This window comes from Streptomyces morookaense (genome assembly GCF_013030945.1).
In the GTDB taxonomy this organism is placed as follows: Bacteria; Actinomycetota; Actinomycetes; order Streptomycetales; family Streptomycetaceae; genus Streptomyces; species Streptomyces morookaensis.
This window is the reverse complement of the sequence record NZ_JABBXF010000002.1, coordinates 69,514-90,101: the sequence shown is the minus strand read 5'-3', so window position 1 is coordinate 90,101 and position 20,588 is coordinate 69,514. Positions and strand designations below refer to the sequence as shown.

Below are 20,588 nucleotides of genomic sequence, written 5' to 3'. Positions count from 1 at the left end.
CTAGAAGTACCCCTCGCGCTTGCGGTCCTCCATCGCGGCCTCCGACAGCTTGTCGTCGGCCCGGGTGGCGCCCCGTTCGGTGAGCCGGGACGCGGTGATCTCCGCGATGACGGCCTCGATGGTCACGGCGTCGGAATCCACCGCGCCGGTGCAGGACATGTCGCCGACCGTCCGGTAGCGCACGAGCCGTCTCTCCAGCTCCTCGCCGTCCTTCGGACCGCCCCAGCCGCCCGGGGCCAGCCACATGCCGCCGCGGCGGAAGACGTCGCGCTCGTGCGCGTAGTAGATCGACGGGAGGGCGATCTCCTCGCGGGCGACGTACTGCCACACGTCCAGCTCGGTCCAGTTGGACAGGGGGAAGACGCGGACGTGCTCGCCGGGCGAGTGGCGGCCGTTGTACAGCTGCCACAGCTCGGGGCGCTGCCGGCGCGGGTCCCAGCCGCCGAACTCGTCGCGCAGGCTGAACACCCGTTCCTTGGCGCGGGCCTTCTCCTCGTCCCGCCGCCCGCCGCCGAACACCGCGTCGAAGCGGTGCGCGGTGATGGCGTCCAGCAGCGGCACGGTCTGCAGCGGGTTGCGGGTGCCGTCCGGCCGCTCGCGCAGCCGGCCGTCGTCGATGAACTCCTGCACCGAGGCCACGTGGAGCCGCAGCCCGTGCTCGGCGACCGCGCGGTCGCGGTAGGCGAGCACCTCGGGGAAGTTGTGCCCGGTGTCCACGTGCAGCAGGGCGAACGGCAGGGGGGCGGGGGCGAACGCCTTGAGTGCCAGGTGCAGCATGACGATCGAGTCCTTGCCGCCGGAGAACAGGATCACCGGCCGCTCGAACTCGCCCGCCACTTCGCGGAAGATGTGCACCGCCTCGGACTCCAGGGCGTCCAGGTGCGTGAGCGCGTACGGGCTGTCCGTCATATCAGGCCCCTTTCCTTGAGCAGTGCGTGCAGGGCGGCTGCCGACTCCGCCACGCTCTGCTCGTGCGTCTCGATCCGCAGGTCCGGGTCGGCCGGTGCCTCGTACGGGTCGTCCACACCGGTCAGCCCGGACAGCTCGCCCGCGGCCTGCCGCGCGTACAGACCCTTCACATCACGCACGGAGCACACCTCGACCGGCGTCGCCACGTGCACCTCCACATAGCCGGTGCCGTGCGCCTGGTGGCGCTTGCGCACCGCCTCGCGGGAGTCCGCGTACGGCGCGATGACGGGCACCAGGACGGTCACACCGTGCGAGGCGAGCAACTGAGCGACGAAGCCGATCCGTTGCACGTTCGTGTGACGGTCCTGTCGCGAGAAACCGAGCCCGGCGGAGAGGAACTCGCGGATCTCGTCGCCGTCCAGCACCTCCACCCGACGCCCTTCGGCGTGCAGCCGGCCGGCCAGTGCGCGGGCGATCGTCGTCTTGCCGGCGCTCGGCAGGCCGGTCAGCCACACCGTGGCTCCTGCTGTCGTCTCTGTCATTCGTGCAGTCCGCATTCCGTCTTGGCGCGGCCGGCCCAGCGGCCGGCGCGCGCGTCCTCGCCCTCGCGCACGCGGCGGGTGCAGGGTGCGCACCCCACCGACGCGTAGCCGTCCTGGAGAAGGGGGTTGGTGAGCACGCCGTGTTCGGCGATGTAGGCGTCGACGTCGTCCTGCGTCCAGCGGGCGATCGGCGAGACCTTGACCTTGCCCCGCCGGGCGTCCCAGCCGACGACCGGGGTGTGCGCCCGGGTCGGGGACTCGTCGCGGCGCAGGCCCGTCGCCCACGCGTCGTACGCACGCAGGCCTTCCTCCAGCGGCTTCACCTTGCGCAGCGCGCAGCACAGGTCGGGGTCGCGGTCGTGCAGGCGGGGCCCGTGCTCGGCGTCCTGTTCGGCGACGCTCCGGGGCGGGGTGAGCGTGATGACGCGGACGTCCATGACGGCGGCGACCGCGTCCCGGGTGCCGATGGTCTCCGGGAAGTGGTAGCCGGTGTCCAGGAAGACGACGTCGACGCCGGGCCGGGCCCGGGAGGCGAGGTGGGCGACGACCGCGTCCTCCATGGAGGAGGTGACGCAGAAGCGCTCGCCGAAGGTGTCGGCCGCCCAGGCGAGGATCTCCGGTGCGGACGCGTCCTCGAGTTCGCGCCCGGCCTGCAGGGCCAGTTGCTCAAGTCCGGGCACCGGGCACCTCCTTGGCGAGCCCGCGGGCGAGGAGCCCGAGGAACTTCAGCTGGAAGGCACGGTTGCAGGCGGCGCATTCCCAGGCGCCGTGGCCCGCCTCGTGCGGGCGCAGGTCCTCGTCGCCGCAGTAGGGGCAGAAGAAAGGGGCTGCACGCTCACTCACTGTGTCTCCCGGTCGCTTCTCCGCCCGCGCGGCGCCCGTGCAGGTGTCGTTTCCGTCTGCGGCCCGGCGGCCGCGCGTGCGACGCTCACGACAAGTCCCCTTCGCTCGCCCGCGCCGTCCAGGCGGCGAACCGCTCGCCGTCCGTGCGCTGTTCGAGGTAGCGGCGGAGTACGCGCTCCACGTAGTCCGGCAGTTCCGCGGACGTGACCTTCAGGCCCCGCACCTTGCGGCCGAACCCGGCCTCCAGGCCGAGCGCTCCGCCCAGGTGCACCTGGTAGCCCTCGACCTGGCGGCCCTCGTCGTCCAGGACCAGCTGCCCCTTGAGACCGATGTCCGCCACCTGGATACGGGCGCAGGCGTTCGGGCAGCCGTTGATGTTGATCGTGAGGGGTTCGTCGAACCCGGGGAGCCGGCGCTCCAGTTCGTCGATGAGCGCCGAACCGCGGGCCTTGGTCTCCACGATCGCCAGCTTGCAGAACTCGATGCCGGTGCAGGCCATCATGCCGCGCCGGAACGGGGAGGGGGAGACGCGCAGGTCGAGCGCCTCCAGCCCGGCGACGAGCGAGTCGGTCCGGTCCGCCGGGACGTCGAGGACGATCATCTTCTGCTCGGCGGTGGTCCGCACCCGGCCCGAGCCGTGCTCCTCGGCCAGTGCCGCGATCTTGGTGAGGGTGGTTCCGTCGATGCGGCCGACGCGCGGCGCGAAGCCCACATAGTGCAGGCCGTCCTTCTGGCGGTGCACGCCGACGTGGTCGCGCCAGCGGGCCAGGGGCTGCTCGGGCGGCGGCCCGTCGGTCAACCGCCGGAGCAGATACTCCTGTTCGAGTACGGTGCGGAACTTCTCGGGGCCCCAGTCGGCGACGAGGAACTTCAGGCGGGCGCGGTTGCGCAGCCGCCGGTAGCCGTAGTCGCGGAAGATGGACACGATGCCCTCGTGGACGTCCGGAACGTCCTCCAGCGGTACCCAGGCGCCCAGGCGCACGCCGATGCGGGGGTTGGTGGACAGTCCGCCGCCCACCCACACATCGAAGCCCGGCCCGTGTTCGGGGTGGCGGACGCCGACGAAGGCGACGTCGTTGATCTCGTGGGCGACGTCCAGCAGCGGGGAGCCCGAGACGGCGGACTTGAACTTCCGCGGCAGGTTGGAGAAGGCGGGGTTGCCGACGATTCTGCGCTGTATCTCCTCGACGGCCCAGGTGCCGTCGACGATCTCGTCCTCGGCGATGCCGGCGACCGGCGAGCCCAGGATCACGCGCGGGGTGTCGCCGCAGGCCTCGGTGGTGGACAGGCCCACGGCCTCCAGCCGGCGCCAGATCTCGGGGACGTCCTCGATCCGGATCCAGTGGTACTGGATGTTCTGCCGGTCGGTGATGTCGGCGGTGCCGCGGGCGAACTCCTCGGAAACCTCACCGATCACACGCAGTTGACGGGTTGTCAGGCGTCCGCCGTCGATGCGCACCCGCAGCATGAAGTAGCGGTCGTCGAGTTCCTCCGGGGCCAGGACGGCGGTCCTGCCGCCGTCGATGCCCGGCTTGCGCTGGGTGTAGAGCCCCCACCAGCGCATCCGGCCGCGCAGATCGCTGGGGTCGATCGCGTCGAAACCGGCCTTGGAGTAGACCGTCTCAATACGTGTCCGCACATTGAGACCGTCGTCGTCCTTCTTGAACTGCTCGTTGCCGTTGAGCGGGGTGAAGTGGCCTGCGGCCCACTGGCCCTCGCCCCGGTGACGGCCGGTCTTGCGCCGCGATGGGGCGGCGGGGGTTTCCGAGGTGGCAGCCATGACGGTGTGTGTCCTTTGGTGACCGAACTCAAGGAGCTGCGCAGCCGGCCGTGACATCCGCGTCCGTGCAGGTGGAAGCGGGTACGACGGCGGTGCGCGGCGGGGGACGCCCGTCCGCGGCGGTGGGGACGGCGACAGGCGGAGCGGTGGAAAGGTGAAGCGCCAAGCGGTGAACGGGGGCTGGGCGAAGGTGCGCTGAAGCGGGTCAGCCCGCCGGACAGATGGCGCTGGACATGCGGCAGAGGTCGACGTGACGCCGACTCACCAAGACGATTCCAGCTCCGGACATGACGGAAGCGTGGCATGGCGGTCTCGGGCGAGTCCACCATTCTCCATAATATGAGACGCGCCGTCTCTTATCGTGAGACGGCGCGTCGTGTTCGGGTGCTGGTTCAGGCGGCTGTTCCGGCAGCCGTTCCGGCGTACGCGCCCGGCCACGGGCCCGGAGGCGGAACATCCGGCTCCTCCTCGGTCTTCACATCGAACACCCGGAAGCCGCGCCGCTCGTAGTTGGCCATGGCGTGCGGGCCGTCCTTGCTGCACGTATGCACCCACACCCGCTTCGTCCGCTCGCGGCCCGGCCAGCGGTCGGCGAGGTCCCAGGCCCGCGCGGTGCCGAAGGAGAGGAGGTGACCGCCGATGCGGCGGCCCTGGAAGGGCCTGAGCAGTCCGAAGTAGGCGATTTCGACCGTCCCTTCGGACTGCGGGTCCAGCTCGATGTACCCGGCCGGTGTCCCGCGGTCGTAGGCCACCCAGGTCTCCACCCCCGGCCGCTCCAGGTGGGCCTGCCACTGGGCGTACGTCCAGGGCAGCCGGTCCGTCCAGGTGATGTCGCCGCCCACGGCGGTGTAGAGGTACCGGCTGAACTCGGGCGAGGGCACCTCGGCCCGTTCGATCCGGATCCCGGACGGCGGGTCCGGCTCGTGGGCCGGGACCAGGTCGTCGGGGGAGGTTTGTTCCAGGGACCAAGTGGTGACGCGCAGCGTGCGGTTGCCGTTCATGGTGTCATCTTCGCCGCGGGGGCCACCACGGTGCCCCTCACGGGGCGCACGTCACGTCGAAGTGCGCGCCGCAAGCACCACCGGTGCCGACGACATCGGCAGCAGGTCCGCCGGGTGTGCCGGCGTCAGCAGGCTCACCTCCAGGCCGTCCGCGAAGCGGTACGGGCGGTGCACCAGCACCCCCGCCAGTGTGCGCCGCACCCGGGACATCTCCGCCCGTACCGTCACGGTGCGCGACGCGTCGCCGAACAGGTCGGCCGCCAGTTCCGCCGCCGTCCGCCCCGCCGGATGAAGCGCCAGGACGTACAACAGCTCGGCATGACGCGGGCTGAGATCCTGCGACCAGTCGCCCGCCTCGCCCGAGACCGTCACCGTCCGGCTGCGCGGGTCCCGCAGGTCCAGCACCACCCGGCTCGGCGCGGCCGGACCGTCCGCCGCCTCCAGCCGCACCAGCCAGCCGTCCGGCAGGGGTTCCACGAAACAGGGCCCGAACGACGGCAGCCATACCGGGCCCGGCTGCACCGCCTTGGGCAGCACCACCCGGCCGACCGGGCCCATGCCCGTCACCGCCGCCGTCCAGCCGTCCCGGTCCACGGCCAGCGCCCGCCCGCGGATCCGGGCCAGCATCGGCGCCGCCACCGCGCGCAGCCGGTCCACCGACTCCCAGTGCCGCGCCCGCAGCTCGGCCTCGGCGACCTTGCCCACCGCCGTCACCAGCGCCAGCGTCGCCGGGTTGAACGCGGGCGCCGGCCCGCTGACGTTCAGCACCCCCAGCGTCCGCCCGCTGCGCGGATCGTGCAGCGGGGCCGCCGCACACGTCCAGGAGTGGTGCGAGCGCACGAAGTGCTCCGCGGAGTGCACCTGCACCGGCCGGTCCTCCACCAGCGCCGTGCCGATGCCGTTCGTCCCCACCGTCTCCTCGGTCCAGCACGCACCCACCTCGAACCCCAGCCGGTCGGCGCTCCGCCGCAGCGCCGGCCCGCCCTCCCGCCACAGCACCTGGCCCTTCGGGTCCGTCACGACCGTCAGCTGCCGCTCCGCGTCGCACGCCGGGGCCAGCCCTTCGCGCAGCAGCGGCAGGAGATCGGCGAGTCCCGACACGTGCCGGCAGTGCTCGAGCTCGTCCGCCGGCAGCACCGTCACGGGCCGGCCGGACTCCGGATCGAGCCCGTGGCCGCGCACCCGCTGCCACGACCGGCCGATCAGCGGCCGTGGCCGCAGCGGCGGCCCGGAGCCGGCGAGCGCCGCCTCCCGGATCGCCGGAAGCAGCGCAGCGTCGATTGGTCTGGGGTTCACGCTGCAATGGTGCCGCCGCCGGGCGCCGGCCGCAGGAGCATCCGCGAGATTGCAACGCTGTGCAACCGTTGCCAACGCCCCTGCCCCGGGCGGAAGGTGACTGACGAGCGGTCGGAGGGTGGTGCCGAGTCGGCGCAGCATCACCCTCCGCCGGGCTCCCCGGCGCCGCCGCCGCAGGCCGCCCGCCTGCCGGGCGCCGGGTGAATGCACCCGTCCGCGGCCTATACGGTTAGGGCGTGCAGGCAGCAAACGAACCACCGGCGCGGCAGCCCGGACGGCTCCACAGGGCACGGGCCCTCTACCGGAACGTCTCCAAACGCAAGATGGCGTGGCTGCTCCTGAAGGACACGGTCAACTCCTGCATGGAGTACCGCGTCACCGGACTCGCCGCCGAAGCAGCCTTCTTCACGCTGCTGTCGCTGCCGCCCCTGCTGCTCGGCCTCATCGGCCTGCTCGGCTACTTCGACTCCTGGAGCGGCACGCACACCATCGAGAGCATCCGGGACAACATCCTCTCCGCGTCGGCGACCGTCCTGTCCGACAAGGGCGTCAAGGAGATCGCCCGCCCGCTGCTCGACGACATCATCAAGGGCGCCCGCCCGGACGTCATCTCGGTCGGCTTCGCCATCGCCCTGTGGTCCGGCTCCCGGGCGGTGAACGTCTTCGTCGAGACGATCACCATCATGTACGGCCTGGAGGGCAAGCGCGGCATCGTCCACACGCGGCTGCTGGCCTTCGGCCTCTACGTCGTCGCCCTTCTCATCGGGGCGGTCGCCCTGCCGTTGATGGTGATCGGGCCGGAGACCCTGACGGACATCCTGCCGTGGAGCGCCGACGCCATTCAGTACCTGTACTGGCCGGTCGTCACCGTGCTGTCCATCGTCTTCCTGACGACGCTCTACCACGTGTCCGTACCGGTCCGTTCGCCCTGGCAGGAGGACATTCCGGGCGCGCTCGTCGCCCTGACGATGTGGGTGATCGGCAGCCTTCTGCTGCGCATCTACCTCACCCACACCGTGGAGGGCCCCACCATCTACGGCTCCCTCGCCGCGCCCGTCGCCGTGCTGCTGTGGATCGGCGTCTCGGCCTTCGCGGTGCTCGTCGGGGCGGCGGTCAACGCCGCCCTCGACCGGGTGTGGCCGTCGGTCGCCACGGCCGCGGGGCGTGCCGAGGTCGACCGGCAGCGGGAGGCCTTCGCGGCGCGCACGGCCGCCGAACGGGCCGCGCTGGCACTGGCGATGGACGACGAGGACCTCTACGAGGAGCTCCCGGACGAGGGGGCCGCCGGGCGGGACCGGGAGCCGCCGTCGGAATTCCCGGAGCGGTGGGCGCAGTTCCTGCCGCCGGAGGACCTGCGGTCCAGGCTCCACAAGGGGGAGCCGCATCAGCCGAAGCACGCCAAACGGCGCGATTAGTCGCGCAGTTCCTCCCCCGGCTACCGCCGGGGGTACCCCCAGCGCCCCTGACGGGGCGCGGAAAAATCATTGGCGGGGCGCTTCTGCCCCCGCATACGCTCGTCGAGCACACGCACGTACCCCAGGAAGGAGGTCGGGACCGATGACTGTCATGGCCCGTACCCGGAAGTCCGTTCATTCCACCTCCCTCCTCAAGGGGCACTGTCTTGTCCGAGCACACCGCTCAACACCCCCTCGTCCGATACGGCTGGGACGAGGGTTTTGCCGCTGACTTCTCGGCGCACGCCGCCGAGGGGCTGACGCCCGGGCGGATCGTCCGCGTCGACCGCGGCCGCTGCGACCTCGTCGTCGCCGACGGCGACAGCGACGACGTCCGGCACGTCCTGGCCGACACCGCACTCGTCACCACCGGCGACCCGGTGGCCATCATGTGCACCGGCGACTGGGCCGCCGTCGACCTCGCCTCCGGCCATGTACGGGCGCTGCTGCCGCGGCGCACCGCCTTCGTCCGCTCGACCTCCTCCTCACGGTCCGAGGGGCAGATCCTCGCGGCCAACGCCGACTGCGCGATCGTCGCCGTCTCGCTCGCCGCCGACCTCGACCTGGGCCGCATCGAAAGATTCCTGGCCCTGGCCTGGGAGAGCGGGGCCGAACCACTGGTCGTCCTCACCAAGGCCGACCTCGTCACGGCCGAGGTCCTCGGCCACCTCGTCGCCGACACCGGGGCGGCTGCGCCGGGCGTTCAGGTGCTGGCGGTCAGCGCGGAGACCGGCGAGGGCCTGGACGTCCTCGCCGCCGTCCTCGGCGGCCGCGCGTCCGTCCTGCTCGGCCAGTCCGGTGCCGGGAAGTCCACGCTGGCCAATGCGCTCGTCGGCGCCGAGGTCCAGGATGTGCAGGCCACCCGCGACCGGGACGGCAAGGGCCGTCACACGACCACCACCCGCAATCTGCTGCCCCTGCCGCTGCCCGCGGGCGGCGTCCTGATCGACACCCCCGGCCTGCGCGGCGTGGGTCTGTGGGACGCCGGGGCGGGCGTGGCCCGGACCTTCTCGGAGATCGAGGCCCTGGCCGGGCGGTGCCGCTTCCACGACTGCGCGCACGCGGCCGAGCCGGGGTGCGCGGTCCTGGCGGCGGTGGAGACAGGCGAACTCCACCAGCGCCGCCTGGACAGCTACCGCAAGCTGGTGCGGGAGAACGAGTGGATCGCCTCGCGCACGGATGTGCGGCTCCGGGCGGAGATCAGGCGGGACTGGAAGGCGAAGCAGGCGGCCGGGCGCCTGGCCATGGAGTACAAGCGGGGGCGTTCACGCCAGGTTTTGCCGCGCCCCTGACGGGGCGCGGGCTGGGGCGCACGGGGCGCCCCACCACCACGTCCGATTTCCGCCAGTCCGCGCCCCGGGCCTGTCGCAGACTGGATGGCATGAAGGACGACGACCGCTACCAGGCGGTCCGCAGCAGAGACGCCCGTTTCGACGGTGCGTTCTTCACCGCCGTCAAGACCACCGGCATCTACTGCCGGCCCAGCTGCCCCGCCGTGACCCCGAAGCGCGAGAACGTGTGCTTCTATCCCTCGGCCGCGGCCGCCCAGGGCGCCGGGTTCCGGGCCTGCCGGCGTTGCCGGCCCGACGCCGTGCCCGGGTCCGCCGAGTGGAACGTCCGGGCCGACCTGGTCGGCCGTGCCGTGCGGCTCATCGGCGACGGTGTCGTCGACCGCGAAGGCGTCGCCGGGCTCGCCGGGCGCCTCGGCTACAGCTCCCGCCAGGTACACCGCCAGCTCACCCAGGAGCTGGGCGCCGGGCCCGTCGCCCTCGCGCGGGCCCAGCGCGCGCACACCGCCCGCACGCTTCTGCAGACCACCGACCTGCCGGTCACGGAGATCGCCTTCGCGGCCGGGTTCGCGAGCGTGCGGCAGTTCAACGACACGATCCGCGAGGTCTACGCCGCCACCCCCAGCGCCCTGCGCGCCCGCCCGGGCCGGCCCGCCTCCGCCAGGGAGTCCGCGGCCGGGATCCCGCTGCGGCTCGCGCACCGCGGGCCGTACGCCGCGGACGAGATCTTCGGCTTTCTCCGGCGCCGTGTCATCCCCGGCATCGAGGAGACGACCGGCGCCCCCGGCGCCCGCACCTACCGCCGCACCCTGCGGCTCCCGTACGGCACCGGCATCGCGGAGGTCCACGAGCCGCGCCACGGTGACGGTGCCTGGCTCGACTGCCGGCTGCACCTCACCGATCCCCGCGACCTGTCGACGGCCGTCCAGCGCATCCGCCGCCTGTTCGACCTCGATGCGGATCCCTGGGCCGTCGCCGAACGCCTCGGCGCCGACCCCCACTTGAGGGCGCTCGTCGCGGCCCGCCCCGGGCTGCGCTCGCCCGGCGCGGCGGACGCCGAGGAGCTCGCGGTACGGGCCGTGCTCGGCCAGCAGGTGAGCGTGGCCGCGGCCGCCGTCCTCGGCGGCGTGCTCGTCGCCGCGTACGGCAAGCCGCTCGCCGCACCCGACGGCGGGCTCACCCACGTCTTCCCCGACCCCGGCACCCTGGCCGGCGCCGCGCTGGACGAGCTCGGCATGCCCGACTCGCGCCGGCGTGCCCTGCGCGCGGTGGCCGAGGCGCTCGCCGAGGGCACCGTCCGGCTCGATCCCGGCGCCGACCGGGACGCCGCCCAGCAGGCGCTGCTCGCCCTGCCCGGCATCGGCCCGTGGACGGCCGGCTACATCCGGATGCGGGCGCTCGGCGACCCGGACGTCTTCCTGCAGGGCGACGCCGGTGTGCGCCACGGCCTCGCCGCCGTCGGTGCCGCACCGGCGGACGCCGCGGCCTGGGGGCCCTGGCGCTCGTACGCCGTGCACCACCTCTGGAACGCGCCCGCCCTGACGGCCGGTTGACGCGCAGACGCACACACCACGAAGGAAATCCGATCATGCTCTACACCGAGATCGACAGCCCGCTCGGGCAACTGCTCATCACCGGCCGCCCTTCCGCCACCGCCCCCGGCGGCACGGCCCTCACCTCCCTCTCCGTCCCCGGCCAGAAGAACGCCCCGGCCGTGCAGCCCGGCTGGCGGCGCGACCCCTCGGCCTTCGCGGAGGCGGAACGGCAGCTGGCGGCCTATTTCGCGGGGGAGGCCGAGGACTTCGACCTGGAATTCGACACCGGCGGGACCGAGTTCCGCCGCAAGGTCTGGGACGAACTGGACACCATTCCGTTCGGTGTGACCACCACCTACGGCGAGATCGCACGGCGGATCGGCGCATCGCGCGCCGCCGTACGGGCGGTCGGGGGTGCCGTCGGCGCCAACCCCTTGATGATCCTGATCCCATGCCATCGGGTGATCGGCGCGGACGGCTCGTTGACCGGTTACGCCGGAGGGCTGGAGCGCAAGCAGATGCTGCTGAAACTGGAGGGTTCCCTGACCTGACACGCCTCATGCGCCGCTCCACCCCCTGGGGTGGTGTTGGCCGTGCACTCTTCCCGTATGCCACTCAGTGTGGACAATAAGGGCATGGACCAGCGTGGGGACGATCTCGCCGGACAAGAGGACGCCTGGTGGCGAGAGTTGTACGGCAGAAGCGCGTCCGATACGGGCCCCGTCACCGGGGGAGACAGCCTCGACGAGCGGTTCACCTCCGCCGCGGCAGTGGTGAGAGCGGAACCGCCCCGGCCCCGGGCGTCCGAGCCGCCGGTCGTCCCCGCGGCTGCGTCCTCCCCGTCCGCACCGCCCAAACTCGCGCGCAGAGTGCCCCGGCAGTCGACGGGCTGGGGAGTGCTCCGCGACTCGCTCCCCGTGCCGTATCCGCCGCCCCCGCCGCCGCCCCTGCTCACCGGCCGGGTCGAACTGCCGCCGCCCCGGGGCTCGGAGCGGCTGGTCCGTACCCGGCGCTCCCGTCCGGAGGAACAGAGCGCGCGCCCGCCGTCCTCGCCGCCCGCGCCCGAGGCGGGCGGGGGTGCCACAGCCGAGGAGGCCGACAAGCCGGCCAAGGCGGACAGCGGCCGGGGGGCGGTGGCCAACGCCCCCAAGAACACCGGCAGCCGCCCTGCCAAGCCCGCCAAACCCATGCGGACGCCTGCAGGCAAAGCCGCCCGGCCGGCCAGGGCGGCCAGACCCGCCAAGACCCCCGAAGTCGGTGAACTGGTCGACCCCGTCGGGCCGATCGCCCCGCCCGAACCGGCCAGGTCCGAACCTTCCAGGCCCGAACCGCCCAAGCCCGAACCGTCGAAATCCGGAACCGCCACACCCCGACCGTCCAGGCGCGAACCGTCAACACCTCGACCGTCCGCGGTCGAACCGTCCACCGTGGACAAACCCACCGAGCCCGTCGACCCGGCCGAACTGCTCGGCCCCGCCGAACCCGTGGAACTCCTCGAACCCCCTGCGCCTCCTGCACCTCCCGCATCTCCCGACCCTGTCGCATCCGCAGAACCGCCCGCCCCGCCCGAACCCGCCGAGGCACTCGGGCCCGTGGTCACCCCCGAACTGTTCGACGCGCCGGAGGTCTCGCCGGTACCGGGAATGCCCCTCGTCCCGGCCACCCCCGCGGCACCGGCCGCGCCTCCCTCCTCCGAAGTCGCTGTCGTCACCGCCTCCGTCGTCGCCCCGGCCGTCTCCGAAGCCACCGCCCGGCACGATGTCATCGAGGTGTCGGAGGTTCCCCCGCCGCCGGTCCGCCGCCGCGGACCCCGTTCGTACACCGCCGACTTCATCGGCCAGGGCCCGCCCACCTACGAGGCGGAGCCCACCTCATGGCCCGGGGCCGACCCCGGCAGCCTGGACGATCTCGTGCCCGACACCGTGCTGGACGGTGCCCGGTACGGCGCCATGACGCTGCGCGCCGTCTCGCTGCGCGGCGACTCGGCCCGCTACCGCGGGGAGCCGCGCCGCGACGCCCTGCTCTCCGCCCGGTTCGGGACGGGGGACGACGCGTTGCTGCTCGTCGCCATGGCCAGCGGGGCCCGGGCCGCCGAGGGCGCGCACCGCGCGGCGCGCGACATCTGCACCTGGATCGCCGGTTCCGTAGGCCGCAGTCATGCCCGGCTGTCCGAGGACCTGCACAACGGCCGGCGCAGCGAGCTGAAGTCCGGGCTGCACCGGCTGACCGACCGCTCCTACGGGCGGCTCCGCGCCCGCGCCGCCGAACTCGGCCTGCCCGCCGCCGAGTACAGCGCCTCGCTGCGCTGTCTGCTGCTGCCCGGCGACCCCCGGTGCCGGACGCGGGTCTTCTTCGGGGTCGGCACGGGCGGCCTGTTCCGGCTCCGCTCGGGTGCCTGGCAGGACCTGGACCCGGACCCGTCCCCGCCCGAACCCCTGGCCGCCGAGCCCTCCGTCCCGTACGGCCCCGGCGACCGGATCACCATCGACCTCGGTATCGCCACCCCCGGCACGGCACACGTCATCGACCCGGCGGAGGTGCCGGGGGAACCGTTCCGCTTCCGCGCCTCGATCTCCCGGCCGGGGGACGCCCTGCTGGTGTGCACCACGGGCCTCGCCGAACCCCTGCGCGGCGAACCGGAGCTGGGCATCCGGCTCGCGGAACGCTGGGCCTGCGAGGAGCCGCCCGGACTGGCGGCGTATCTGGCGGACACCCAACTCCGGGTCAAGGGCTACGCCGACGACCGCACCGCGTGCACCGTGTGGGAGGCGTAGGAAGTTTCGTTTCCGAACATTCCGAACGTCATGTTGATGCAGTCGACAGGCGTCGGTCCGCTGCTCCCGGGGCATGCATTGGCGTGAGCGTGTTCGACGCCGGGCGCCGGGAGGGGGCGGGTCCGAAAAGCATGAAACGGCGGACTGCACAGTGGGCGGGCGCGGAGAGCGGCGACGGTCCGGGAGACGCGGGGGAAATCGACCGGTGGGATGCGGAGCCGATATGGGAAAGACGCCTGCGGCACCGGGACGTGGCGGCCGTCGCGGAAGTCCGCGCGGCCCTGCGGCACATGCTCGCCGCCTGGGGGGAGCCGGGGCGGGCGGACCTCGCGGAGTTATTGGCCAGTGAATTGGTGACGAATGCCCTGGTGCACACCGACGGCCCCGCGGTCGTCACCGCCCGGCTCGCGGGCGGCGGTTCGTCGCCGGCCACCAAGGGGCGGCTGAGAGTGGAGGTACGGGACCTCGTGCCGCGCCATCCGACGCTGCGGGTACGGATCCCGGACGGCGACCCCATGTCCGAGGCGACGTCCGGGCGCGGCCTGCTGCTCGTCCACTCCCTGGCCGACGCCTGGGGCGTACAGGCCCATGGGGTGGGCAAGGCGGTGTGGTTCGAGCTGGACGCACTGGGCGCAGCGGACGCACAGGAGCCCTGAGCCGAAGGAGAAGGCTCAGGGCTCCTGTTGCCGGTTCAGCCGAGCTTCCGATCGCCCTGCCCCAGCCGGGCATCGCGTTCGATCTGCGCGAGCTTGGCCTCCAGCGAGTCGAGCCGGGGGATGGCCTGGGTGTCGTCCTCCGCGGTGAGGTCGATCGGTCCCGGGCCGCCCACCGACTGCAGCGGGCGGGAGCGCACGGGGAACTGCCCCGGGTCGGCTATGGAGGGCTCCGAACCGCCGAGCTGCGCCGGTTGGGCGGGCGGCGGCACGGACGCCGCGGCGACCTCCACCTGACGGCCGCCGCGCATGCGGCCCCACACCCGGTTCTGCCGGTTGTACGCCTTGATCCGGGCCCGCTCCAGCTTGCCCGCCTCGCGGCGGCGCATCCGGTGCTGTGCCCGCTGCCGCTTGTCCTCGCGGACCTCCTCGACGGCCTCGTCCAGCGACCGTACGCCCTCCAGGAGCATCAACGACCAGGCGCCGAAGGTCTCGCGCGGCGCCCGCAGCCATCGCACTATCCGGATCTGCGGCAACGGGCGGGGCACCAGCCCCTGTTCGCGCAGCGCCGCCCGGCGGGTCTGCTTGAGCGCGCGGTCGAAGAGCACCGCGGCCGACAGCGACATGCCGGCGAAGAACTGGGGTGCCCCGGCATGGTCCAGCCCCCGCGGCGCGTGCACCCAGTTGAACCAGGCCGCCGCACCCGCGAAGGTCCACACCAGCATCCGGGAGCCGAGCGCCGCGTCGCCGTGACTGGCCTCGCGCACCGCGAGGACCGAGCAGAACATGGCCGCGCCGTCCAGACCGAAGGGCACCAGATATTCCCAGCCGTCCGTCAGCCCCAGGTTCTGCTGCCCGAAGCCGACCAGGCCATGGAAGGAGAGGGCCGCGGCGACCGCGGCGCAGCAGAAGAGGAGGACGTACGAGACGCTGCCGTAGATGGCCTCCTTGCGGCGTCTGCGTTCCTCGCTGCGCTCCCAGGAGTCCGAGCCTGCGGCGGCCTCCTCGGGGCGGGCGTGCCGGCCGCGCGCGTACACCGTCACCGCCACCACTGCCCCGAGGAACGCCACGGCACTGGGGAGCGCCCAATTCAGCGGTATGTCGGTCACTCTCATCTTGCGTCCCTTGCATCGCAGTACGGCGTTTCGCGCGCCATCCTGACGGAATCGCGCCGGGCGCCATAGGGGATCGCGGCAACTCGCCGCCAATGGAGGCCAAAGACATACGGATAGGTGTGAAAATTTTCGAACACCGGTCAGGGGCAAGGGATTTGGGTTCTAATAAATCCACTCGAAGGGGTGGCGTAGTCGATTCGGCGTGCTGACAGTCGGCCGGTGCGGTTCGTGTCACTCGTGAGAGGGCAGGTGCCGCAGTGGTCAGGCGTGGAATAGGTAAGGTTTACCTTATCCGGATGGGTCCGGGTTTGAACTGCCGGATCCGCCGCCTATGGTTCCGTTTGGACACCAGGAGGACCGGATGGAGCAGGGCAGACCCCACGCCGCCGTGCCCGCGCAGGCGGACGCCCGCGGCGAGCATGTCCACGAGGCGATCCATGAGGCGGCCCACGAGGCGTACGAGCGCCCGGCGCGCCGGGCCCCCCAGCGGTACTCCGTGCGAGGCCAGGTGCTGGACGCGCTCCGCAAGGCGCTGGTGAGCGGCGAGCTCGTGCCCGGCGAGGTCTACTCCGGGCCCGTGCTCGGCGAACGGTTCGGGGTGTCCGCGACACCGGTGCGCGAGGCGATGCAGCAGCTGGCCCTGGAGGGCGCCGTCGAGGTCGTCCCCAACCGCGGTTTCCGGGTGGCCAGCCGGACGGACCGCGATCTGGCCGAGCTCGCCGAGGTCCGCGCGCTCCTGGAGATCCCCGCCGTGCTGCGGCTGGCCGGTGCCGCGCCCGCGGGGTGCTGGGCCGGGCTGCGGCCGCTGGCCGAGCGGGCGGCCGCGGTGGCGGTGTGCGGGGACCGGGCCGCCTATGCGGAGGCGGACCGGGCGTTTCACGGTGCGCTTCTGGCGCTCGCCGGGAACCGGCAGTTGGTGCTGGTTGCCGAGGGGGTGCAGCGGAGGGTGCCTGCCACGGATCTCACGCGGGACGCGGCTGAGCATCTTGTGCTGCTCGATGCGTTGGCGTCCGGCGACGTGGGGCGGGTCGAGGACGTTCTCAGGCGGCACGTCCACGGGTAGCTGCGGGTTCCCCGCGCCCCTTACGGGGCAACCCCCAGTCGTCTTGCCAGCCACGTCGGCACCCCGCCCAGCAGGCGTACGAGGCGCCCCGCCTCCCGGCGGAGCCGTGTCGCTTCGGTTTCGTCCTCCGTCACCGCCGCCAATGATGCCAAAGCGGGCGCAATCCCCACGAGGTATCCCAACTCCTCGCGAATGCGGAGGGATTCCGTAAATCCATAACGCGCCTCGCTGAGCCGCCCGTCCTGTTCCGCCATGGCCGCCACATGGCGCCACGTGAACGACAGGAGCAGCCGCTGCCCCCGCGCCGTGGCCCCCGCGTGCGCCCGCTCGAACGCCGCCGTCGCATCGCCCGGGTTCTCCGACAGGTGCTGGGCGATCAGGCCCCGGCGGAAGTCCAGCAGCGGCCGCGTGGGCGACTGCGGCCCGAGCAGCGCGGCCGCCCGCCCGAGCGCGGAGCGCGCCTCGTCGGCCCGGTCGCGTACGCCCAAAAGAGTGGACGCGTACGCGAGATGACCCCGTTCACACGCGGCCGCACCGCGTTCCTCGTCGTCACCGGCCAGCGCCTCGGCGGTCCGCAGCGCATCCTCGGCCGGCTCCCAGCCCCGGCCCGTGTACATGCACTGCTCGATCAGCACCGCCGTGCGCCGCTGCGCCGCCTCCGCCCCCTCCGTGGCGTGCGGGGCCAGCAGCGCGGCGGCGTCGTCCCAGCAGGCGCGCGACCGCAGCCGCCACACCGCACGGTCGAGCGGGTCGCCGCCCTGCCCGCAGGGGGGCTCGGGGGGATCCTCCCCGCCGTGAGGCCCTCTCGGCTCCGGCAGTCCGGAATTCCGCATGGCGGTCTCCGCCACAGTCCCCTCCCCAAGTCTCCGAGCGCGCCGTCGAGCTGGAAGCCCGAGCGCATCTCAGCACGAGCGGGCAGGCGCAGCCAAGAGGTAAGTGTGAACCAATTCACAATCGTCGGGGGCGTCCGGGAAAATCGCTGGCGACGGCACGGCGCCGGTGCGAGCATGCCCTCGCCCCTGCACGCGAGGAGATACGGAGACCACGGACATGCGCCAGACCTTCGAAAACACCTACCGCCCTGATCGGACACCTGTTTTCGAGGACTTCTGCACGCATGCACACACTCGGCACGCTCAACATCGGGATCCTGGCCCACGTCGACGCGGGTAAGACCAGCCTCACGGAGCGCCTGCTCTTCGACACCGGGGCGATCGACCGCCTCGGCAGCGTCGACGAGGGCAGCACCCGCACGGACACCGGCGAGCTCGAACGCCGCCGGGGCATCACCATCCGCACGGCCGTCGCACCGTTCACCGTGGGCGACTTGAGGGTCAACCTCATCGACACCCCGGGCCACAGCGACTTCATCGCCGAGGTCGAGCGCGCGCTCGGCGTCCTGGACGCCGCGGTGCTCGTCGTCTCCGCGGTGGAGGGCGTCCAGGCGCAGACGCGCGTGCTGATGAAGAGCCTGCGCCGGCTGGGCCTGCCGGTCCTGTTCTTCGTCAACAAGACGGACCGCACGGGCGCGAGCGCGGGACGCACGCTGCAGGACATCCGCGCGCGGCTGCTCCGCGGCGCCGTCGCCGTGCCCATGACCGGTTCGCTCGCGGACCCGGAGTTCCGGGAGCGCGTGGCGGAGGTCTTGGCGGAGCAGGACGACGAACTCCTCGCCGGCCTCGTGGAGGGCCGCACCCCCGGCGCCGGCGAGCTGCGCGCACGGATCGCGGAGGGCACGGCACGGGGCGGGATCCACCCCGTCTACTGCGGGTCGGCCCTGTCGGGGGAGGGGGTCGCGGGGCTGATCGAGGGCATGGCGGCGTGGCTGCCGCATGCCTCCGGTGCCGTGGACGGTACGCCCAGCGGCACGGTGTTCGCGGTGGAGCGCGCGGCCGGTACGGGCGAGAAGACCGCGTATCTCCGCCTGTTCACGGGGGAGTTGCGCAGCCGGGACCGCATCACGCTGAGCAGCGGCGACGGGGAGCACGCGGGCCGTATCACCTCCCTCGACGTCGTCGGCGGCGGAAGCGTCCTCACCGCGGGGGGCATCGCGCGGATCCGCGGCCTGCCCCGGGTCCGGGTGGGCGACCGCCTCGGCCCGGCCCGTTCCGCCGCCGCGGAGCGGTACTTCGCGCCGCCGGCGCTGGAGACGGTGGTGCGTCCCGTGCACCCGCGGGAGGCGGCGCGCCTGCACTCGGCGCTCATGGCCCTGGCGGACCAGGACCCGTTGATCGCCGCCCGTGCGCTGCCGGAGGGGGAGGGCGGCGGGACGAGTGTCCTGCTGTACGGGGAGGTCCAGAAGGAGATCCTCGCGTCGACGCTGGACGAGGAGTTCGGCGTGGCCGCCGTCTTCGAGCCGAGCCGCACGGTCCACCGCGAACGCCCCCTCGGTACGGGCGCCGCCCACGAGGCGATCGACCGCCGCGGCGGTCACGTCTTCTGGGCGACGGTGGGCCTGCGCGTGGAGCCGGGGGTGCCCGGTACGGGCGTGACGTTCCGCCGCGAGACCGAACTGGGCGCGCTCCCGCACGCGTTGGACCGCGCCATCGAGGAGACGGTGCACCGCACGCTGGCACAGGGCCTGTACGGCTGGGCGGTGACGGACTGCACGGTCACCCTGACCCACTCCGGCTACGCCAGCCCCGTCAGCACGGCGGCGGACTTCCGCAACCTGACCCCGCTGGTCCTGATGCGCGCCCTGGCGGAGGCGGGCACGCGCGTGTACGAGCCCTGCCACACGTACGAACTGGAGCTCCCGGCGGACACGGTGGGTCCGGTGACCGCCCTGCTGGGCGAGGCGGGGGCCGGCATCACGGAGACCCTGCCGGGGCTGCTGAAGGGCACCGTCCCGGCCCGCGGCATCCCCCTGGTGGAACGACGCCTCCCGGCGCTGACGCGCGGGGAGGCGGTGTGGTGGTCGGCGCCGACGGAGGACCGCCCGTGCGGGGGCCGCCCGCCGACGCGCCCCCGCACGGACGGCAACCCCTTGAACAGGGCGGAGTACCTACGCCACTTGGGCCGCGCCTGAGGCGCCCCGCACCCGCGCCCCGTAAGGGGCGCGGGACTGTCTCGATATGCGGCTCCGCCGCGTGGGCGCGACCAGCCACAACAAACCCGCAGCCGAAGAACTACCGCTCGGCCCCGAACACCCGGCCGTCCGCAAGGACAAACCGCACGCGCCGCAGCGCGTCCAACTCGACGAGCGGGTTGCCGTCCACGACAAGGACATCGGCCCGGTACCCCGCGGCCAGCCGCCCGACCTCGCCCCCGACCCCCAAAGCCAGCGCAGCGTCCCCGGTCGCCATGTCGACGATCTTCGCCGGCGGGAAGCCCAGGTACTCGTAGAACTCCAGGCTGTTGACGAACTTGTCGAACACCGCGCGCGTCACACCGGCGTCCGTGCCGGCGATCATCGGGACGCCGAGCTTCGCCATCCAGCGCATGGAGGCGAAGAGTTCCTCGGCGCGCTCGTGGCCGACGCGCTCGGCGAAACCGCGCCAGTTGGGGCTGGTGGCCGTGCAGACGTGGATCCCGGCGGCCTTGATGCCGTCCACGAGGTCCTCGCGGAGGTCGAACCCGCCGCCCTCGGCCATCCACGTGCAGTGCTCGATGGTGGACACGCCCGCGGCCACGGCCGCCTCGATGCCGGCGGTGCCGTGGGCGTGGACGGCGACGGGCAGTCCGGCCCGGCCGGCCTCCTCGACGACGAGCCGGAGCTCGTCCGCGGTGAACTGGCTCTGCCAGACGGCCGGTCCGCCGCGGGTGTGCCCGCCGCCGGTGGCCATCACCTTGATGACGTCGGCCCCGGCGTCGATGTTGCGCCGGACCAGATCGCGGATGGCGTCCGCGCCCTCCACCTCGCCGCCGAAGAACCAGCAGTGCCCGCCCGGTGCGGTGACCGGCGTCGCCGCGGAGAGGATGCGCGGACCGGGCAGGGTGCCCTCGGCGATGGCGTCGCGCAGGCGCAGGGCCAGGCCGTTCCGGTCGCCCAGGTCGCGCACCGTGGTGACTCCGCTTCCGAGCAGCCGGCGGGCCCGCTCGGCCATGCCCTCCAGGAGGGCCGCGTCGTCGCTGTCCTGCAGGGCGGTCACGGGGTCGTCGCTCCCGTCGAACGCCAGGTGGACGTGGCAGTCGATGAGGCCGGGCAGCGCCGTGGCGTCCCCGAAGTCGTGCCGGGCGATGCCGTCGGGGGCCGCGGCCTCGACCGCCGTGCGCGGACCGGCGGCCGTGATGGTGCCGGCCTGCACGAGGACGGCACCGTCCTCGACGTGCTCGCCGCCGGGACCGGTCAGCACGCGGGCTGCCGTGATCAGTACGTCGTTCAACAACTGTGT

Annotated in this window: 18 protein-coding genes and 1 pseudogene; 8 read left to right on the top strand and 11 right to left on the bottom strand. The window is 73.0% G+C overall.

The window, feature by feature from the left end; translation table 11 throughout:
- The 8 genes and pseudogenes from cysD to HG542_RS01245 all read right to left on the bottom strand — a co-directional run bounded on the left by cysD (position 1) and on the right by HG542_RS01245 (position 6,371).
- The gene (gene cysD, locus HG542_RS01275; protein ID WP_171078083.1) at positions 1-909 is read right to left on the bottom strand and encodes a sulfate adenylyltransferase subunit CysD; all 909 of its coding nucleotides are present in this window, start codon (positions 907-909) and stop codon (positions 1-3) included.
- Positions 906-1,451, bottom strand: a complete 546-nt coding sequence (gene cysC, locus HG542_RS01270; protein ID WP_171078082.1) for an adenylyl-sulfate kinase — start codon at positions 1,449-1,451, stop codon at positions 906-908. Before cysC ends, cysD begins: the two co-directional genes overlap by 4 nt.
- Positions 1,448-2,131, bottom strand: a complete 684-nt coding sequence (locus tag HG542_RS01265; RefSeq protein WP_171078081.1) for a phosphoadenylyl-sulfate reductase — start codon at positions 2,129-2,131, stop codon at positions 1,448-1,450. The genes cysC and HG542_RS01265 overlap by 4 nt, the downstream gene beginning before the upstream one ends.
- Positions 2,118-2,294, bottom strand: coding sequence for a hypothetical protein (locus HG542_RS01260; protein ID WP_171078080.1), 177 nt, complete (start codon positions 2,292-2,294; stop codon positions 2,118-2,120). The genes HG542_RS01265 and HG542_RS01260 overlap by 14 nt, the downstream gene beginning before the upstream one ends.
- 85 nt (positions 2,295-2,379) lie before the next feature.
- Complete coding sequence (locus HG542_RS01255; protein ID WP_171078079.1) at positions 2,380-4,074, bottom strand: nitrite/sulfite reductase; 1,695 nt, start codon at positions 4,072-4,074, stop codon at positions 2,380-2,382.
- 205 nt (positions 4,075-4,279) lie between these two features.
- Positions 4,280-4,351, bottom strand: a pseudogene (locus HG542_RS36010) (putative leader peptide); the annotation flags it as partial.
- Between the two features lie 115 nt (positions 4,352-4,466).
- A complete protein-coding gene (locus tag HG542_RS01250; RefSeq protein ID WP_171078078.1) occupies positions 4,467-5,075 on the bottom strand; it encodes a GNAT family N-acetyltransferase in 609 nt (202 codons plus the stop codon).
- Between the two features lie 51 nt (positions 5,076-5,126).
- Positions 5,127-6,371 carry a helix-turn-helix domain-containing protein gene (locus tag HG542_RS01245; protein WP_229922768.1) on the bottom strand — a complete coding sequence of 415 codons (1,245 nt, stop codon included), beginning with the start codon at positions 6,369-6,371 and terminating at the stop codon, positions 5,127-5,129.
- A gap of 236 nt (positions 6,372-6,607) precedes the next feature.
- On the opposite strand from HG542_RS01245, the gene HG542_RS01240 reads away from it, so the two are divergent.
- The 6 genes from HG542_RS01240 (at position 6,608) to HG542_RS01215 (ending at position 14,079) form a co-directional block, all read left to right on the top strand.
- The gene (locus HG542_RS01240; protein ID WP_171078077.1) at positions 6,608-7,786 is read left to right on the top strand and encodes a YihY/virulence factor BrkB family protein; all 1,179 of its coding nucleotides are present in this window, start codon (positions 6,608-6,610) and stop codon (positions 7,784-7,786) included.
- Positions 7,787-7,992: 206 nt separating this feature from the next.
- Entirely contained in the window at positions 7,993-9,117 is a 1,125-nt protein-coding gene (gene rsgA / locus HG542_RS01235) for a ribosome small subunit-dependent GTPase A (protein WP_171078076.1), read from the top strand.
- A gap of 89 nt (positions 9,118-9,206) precedes the next feature.
- Positions 9,207-10,667 carry a DNA-3-methyladenine glycosylase 2 family protein gene (locus tag HG542_RS01230; RefSeq protein WP_171078075.1) on the top strand — a complete coding sequence of 487 codons (1,461 nt, stop codon included), beginning with the start codon at positions 9,207-9,209 and terminating at the stop codon, positions 10,665-10,667.
- A gap of 35 nt (positions 10,668-10,702) precedes the next feature.
- The gene (locus HG542_RS01225; protein ID WP_176606094.1) at positions 10,703-11,200 is read left to right on the top strand and encodes a methylated-DNA--[protein]-cysteine S-methyltransferase; all 498 of its coding nucleotides are present in this window, start codon (positions 10,703-10,705) and stop codon (positions 11,198-11,200) included.
- Between the two features lie 84 nt (positions 11,201-11,284).
- On the top strand, positions 11,285-13,423 hold the full coding sequence (locus HG542_RS01220; RefSeq protein ID WP_171078074.1) for a protein phosphatase 2C domain-containing protein: 2,139 nt from the start codon (positions 11,285-11,287) through the stop codon (positions 13,421-13,423).
- A 131-nt stretch (positions 13,424-13,554) separates the two neighbouring features.
- Positions 13,555-14,079: an ATP-binding protein gene (locus HG542_RS01215; RefSeq protein WP_171078073.1), complete on the top strand. Its 525-nt coding sequence runs from the start codon at positions 13,555-13,557 to the stop codon at positions 14,077-14,079.
- A gap of 35 nt (positions 14,080-14,114) precedes the next feature.
- Here HG542_RS01215 and HG542_RS01210 read toward each other — a convergent pair whose 3' ends face one another.
- A complete protein-coding gene (locus tag HG542_RS01210) occupies positions 14,115-15,191 on the bottom strand; it encodes a DUF2637 domain-containing protein (RefSeq protein WP_171078072.1) in 1,077 nt (358 codons plus the stop codon).
- Between the two features lie 361 nt (positions 15,192-15,552).
- Between HG542_RS01210 and HG542_RS01205 the strand changes: the two genes are divergently transcribed.
- Positions 15,553-16,254, top strand: coding sequence for a GntR family transcriptional regulator (locus HG542_RS01205; RefSeq protein WP_171078071.1), 702 nt, complete (start codon positions 15,553-15,555; stop codon positions 16,252-16,254).
- A gap of 20 nt (positions 16,255-16,274) precedes the next feature.
- On the opposite strand, the gene HG542_RS01200 is transcribed toward HG542_RS01205, so the two are convergent.
- Complete coding sequence (locus tag HG542_RS01200) at positions 16,275-17,102, bottom strand: hypothetical protein (RefSeq protein WP_227724978.1); 828 nt, start codon at positions 17,100-17,102, stop codon at positions 16,275-16,277.
- A 269-nt stretch (positions 17,103-17,371) separates the two neighbouring features.
- Between HG542_RS01200 and HG542_RS01195 the strand changes: the two genes are divergently transcribed.
- Complete coding sequence (locus HG542_RS01195; RefSeq protein ID WP_171078070.1) at positions 17,372-19,282, top strand: elongation factor G; 1,911 nt, start codon at positions 17,372-17,374, stop codon at positions 19,280-19,282.
- A 100-nt stretch (positions 19,283-19,382) separates the two neighbouring features.
- On the opposite strand, the gene HG542_RS01190 is transcribed toward HG542_RS01195, so the two are convergent.
- The gene (locus HG542_RS01190) at positions 19,383-20,579 is read right to left on the bottom strand and encodes an amidohydrolase family protein (RefSeq protein WP_171078069.1); all 1,197 of its coding nucleotides are present in this window, start codon (positions 20,577-20,579) and stop codon (positions 19,383-19,385) included.
- Positions 20,580-20,588 lie beyond the last annotated feature (9 nt).

Excerpts from the sequence above, each read along its gene's own strand:
- HG542_RS01195 (WP_171078070.1), top strand. The coding sequence starts at position 17,372 with ATGCACACACTCGGCACGCTCAACATCGGGATCCTGGCCCACGTCGAC.
- HG542_RS01220 (WP_171078074.1), top strand. The coding sequence starts at position 11,285 with ATGGACCAGCGTGGGGACGATCTCGCCGGACAAGAGGACGCCTGGTGG.
- HG542_RS01230 (WP_171078075.1), top strand. The coding sequence starts at position 9,207 with ATGAAGGACGACGACCGCTACCAGGCGGTCCGCAGCAGAGACGCCCGT.
- HG542_RS01225 (WP_176606094.1), top strand. The coding sequence starts at position 10,703 with ATGCTCTACACCGAGATCGACAGCCCGCTCGGGCAACTGCTCATCACC.
- HG542_RS01210 (WP_171078072.1), bottom strand. The coding sequence starts at position 15,191 with ATGAGAGTGACCGACATACCGCTGAATTGGGCGCTCCCCAGTGCCGTG.
- HG542_RS01255 (WP_171078079.1), bottom strand. The coding sequence starts at position 4,074 with ATGGCTGCCACCTCGGAAACCCCCGCCGCCCCATCGCGGCGCAAGACC.
- HG542_RS01250 (WP_171078078.1), bottom strand. The coding sequence starts at position 5,075 with ATGAACGGCAACCGCACGCTGCGCGTCACCACTTGGTCCCTGGAACAA.
- HG542_RS01205 (WP_171078071.1), top strand. The coding sequence starts at position 15,553 with ATGGAGCAGGGCAGACCCCACGCCGCCGTGCCCGCGCAGGCGGACGCC.
- cysD (WP_171078083.1), bottom strand. The coding sequence starts at position 909 with ATGACGGACAGCCCGTACGCGCTCACGCACCTGGACGCCCTGGAGTCC.
- HG542_RS01215 (WP_171078073.1), top strand. The coding sequence starts at position 13,555 with ATGAAACGGCGGACTGCACAGTGGGCGGGCGCGGAGAGCGGCGACGGT.
- cysC (WP_171078082.1), bottom strand. The coding sequence starts at position 1,451 with ATGACAGAGACGACAGCAGGAGCCACGGTGTGGCTGACCGGCCTGCCG.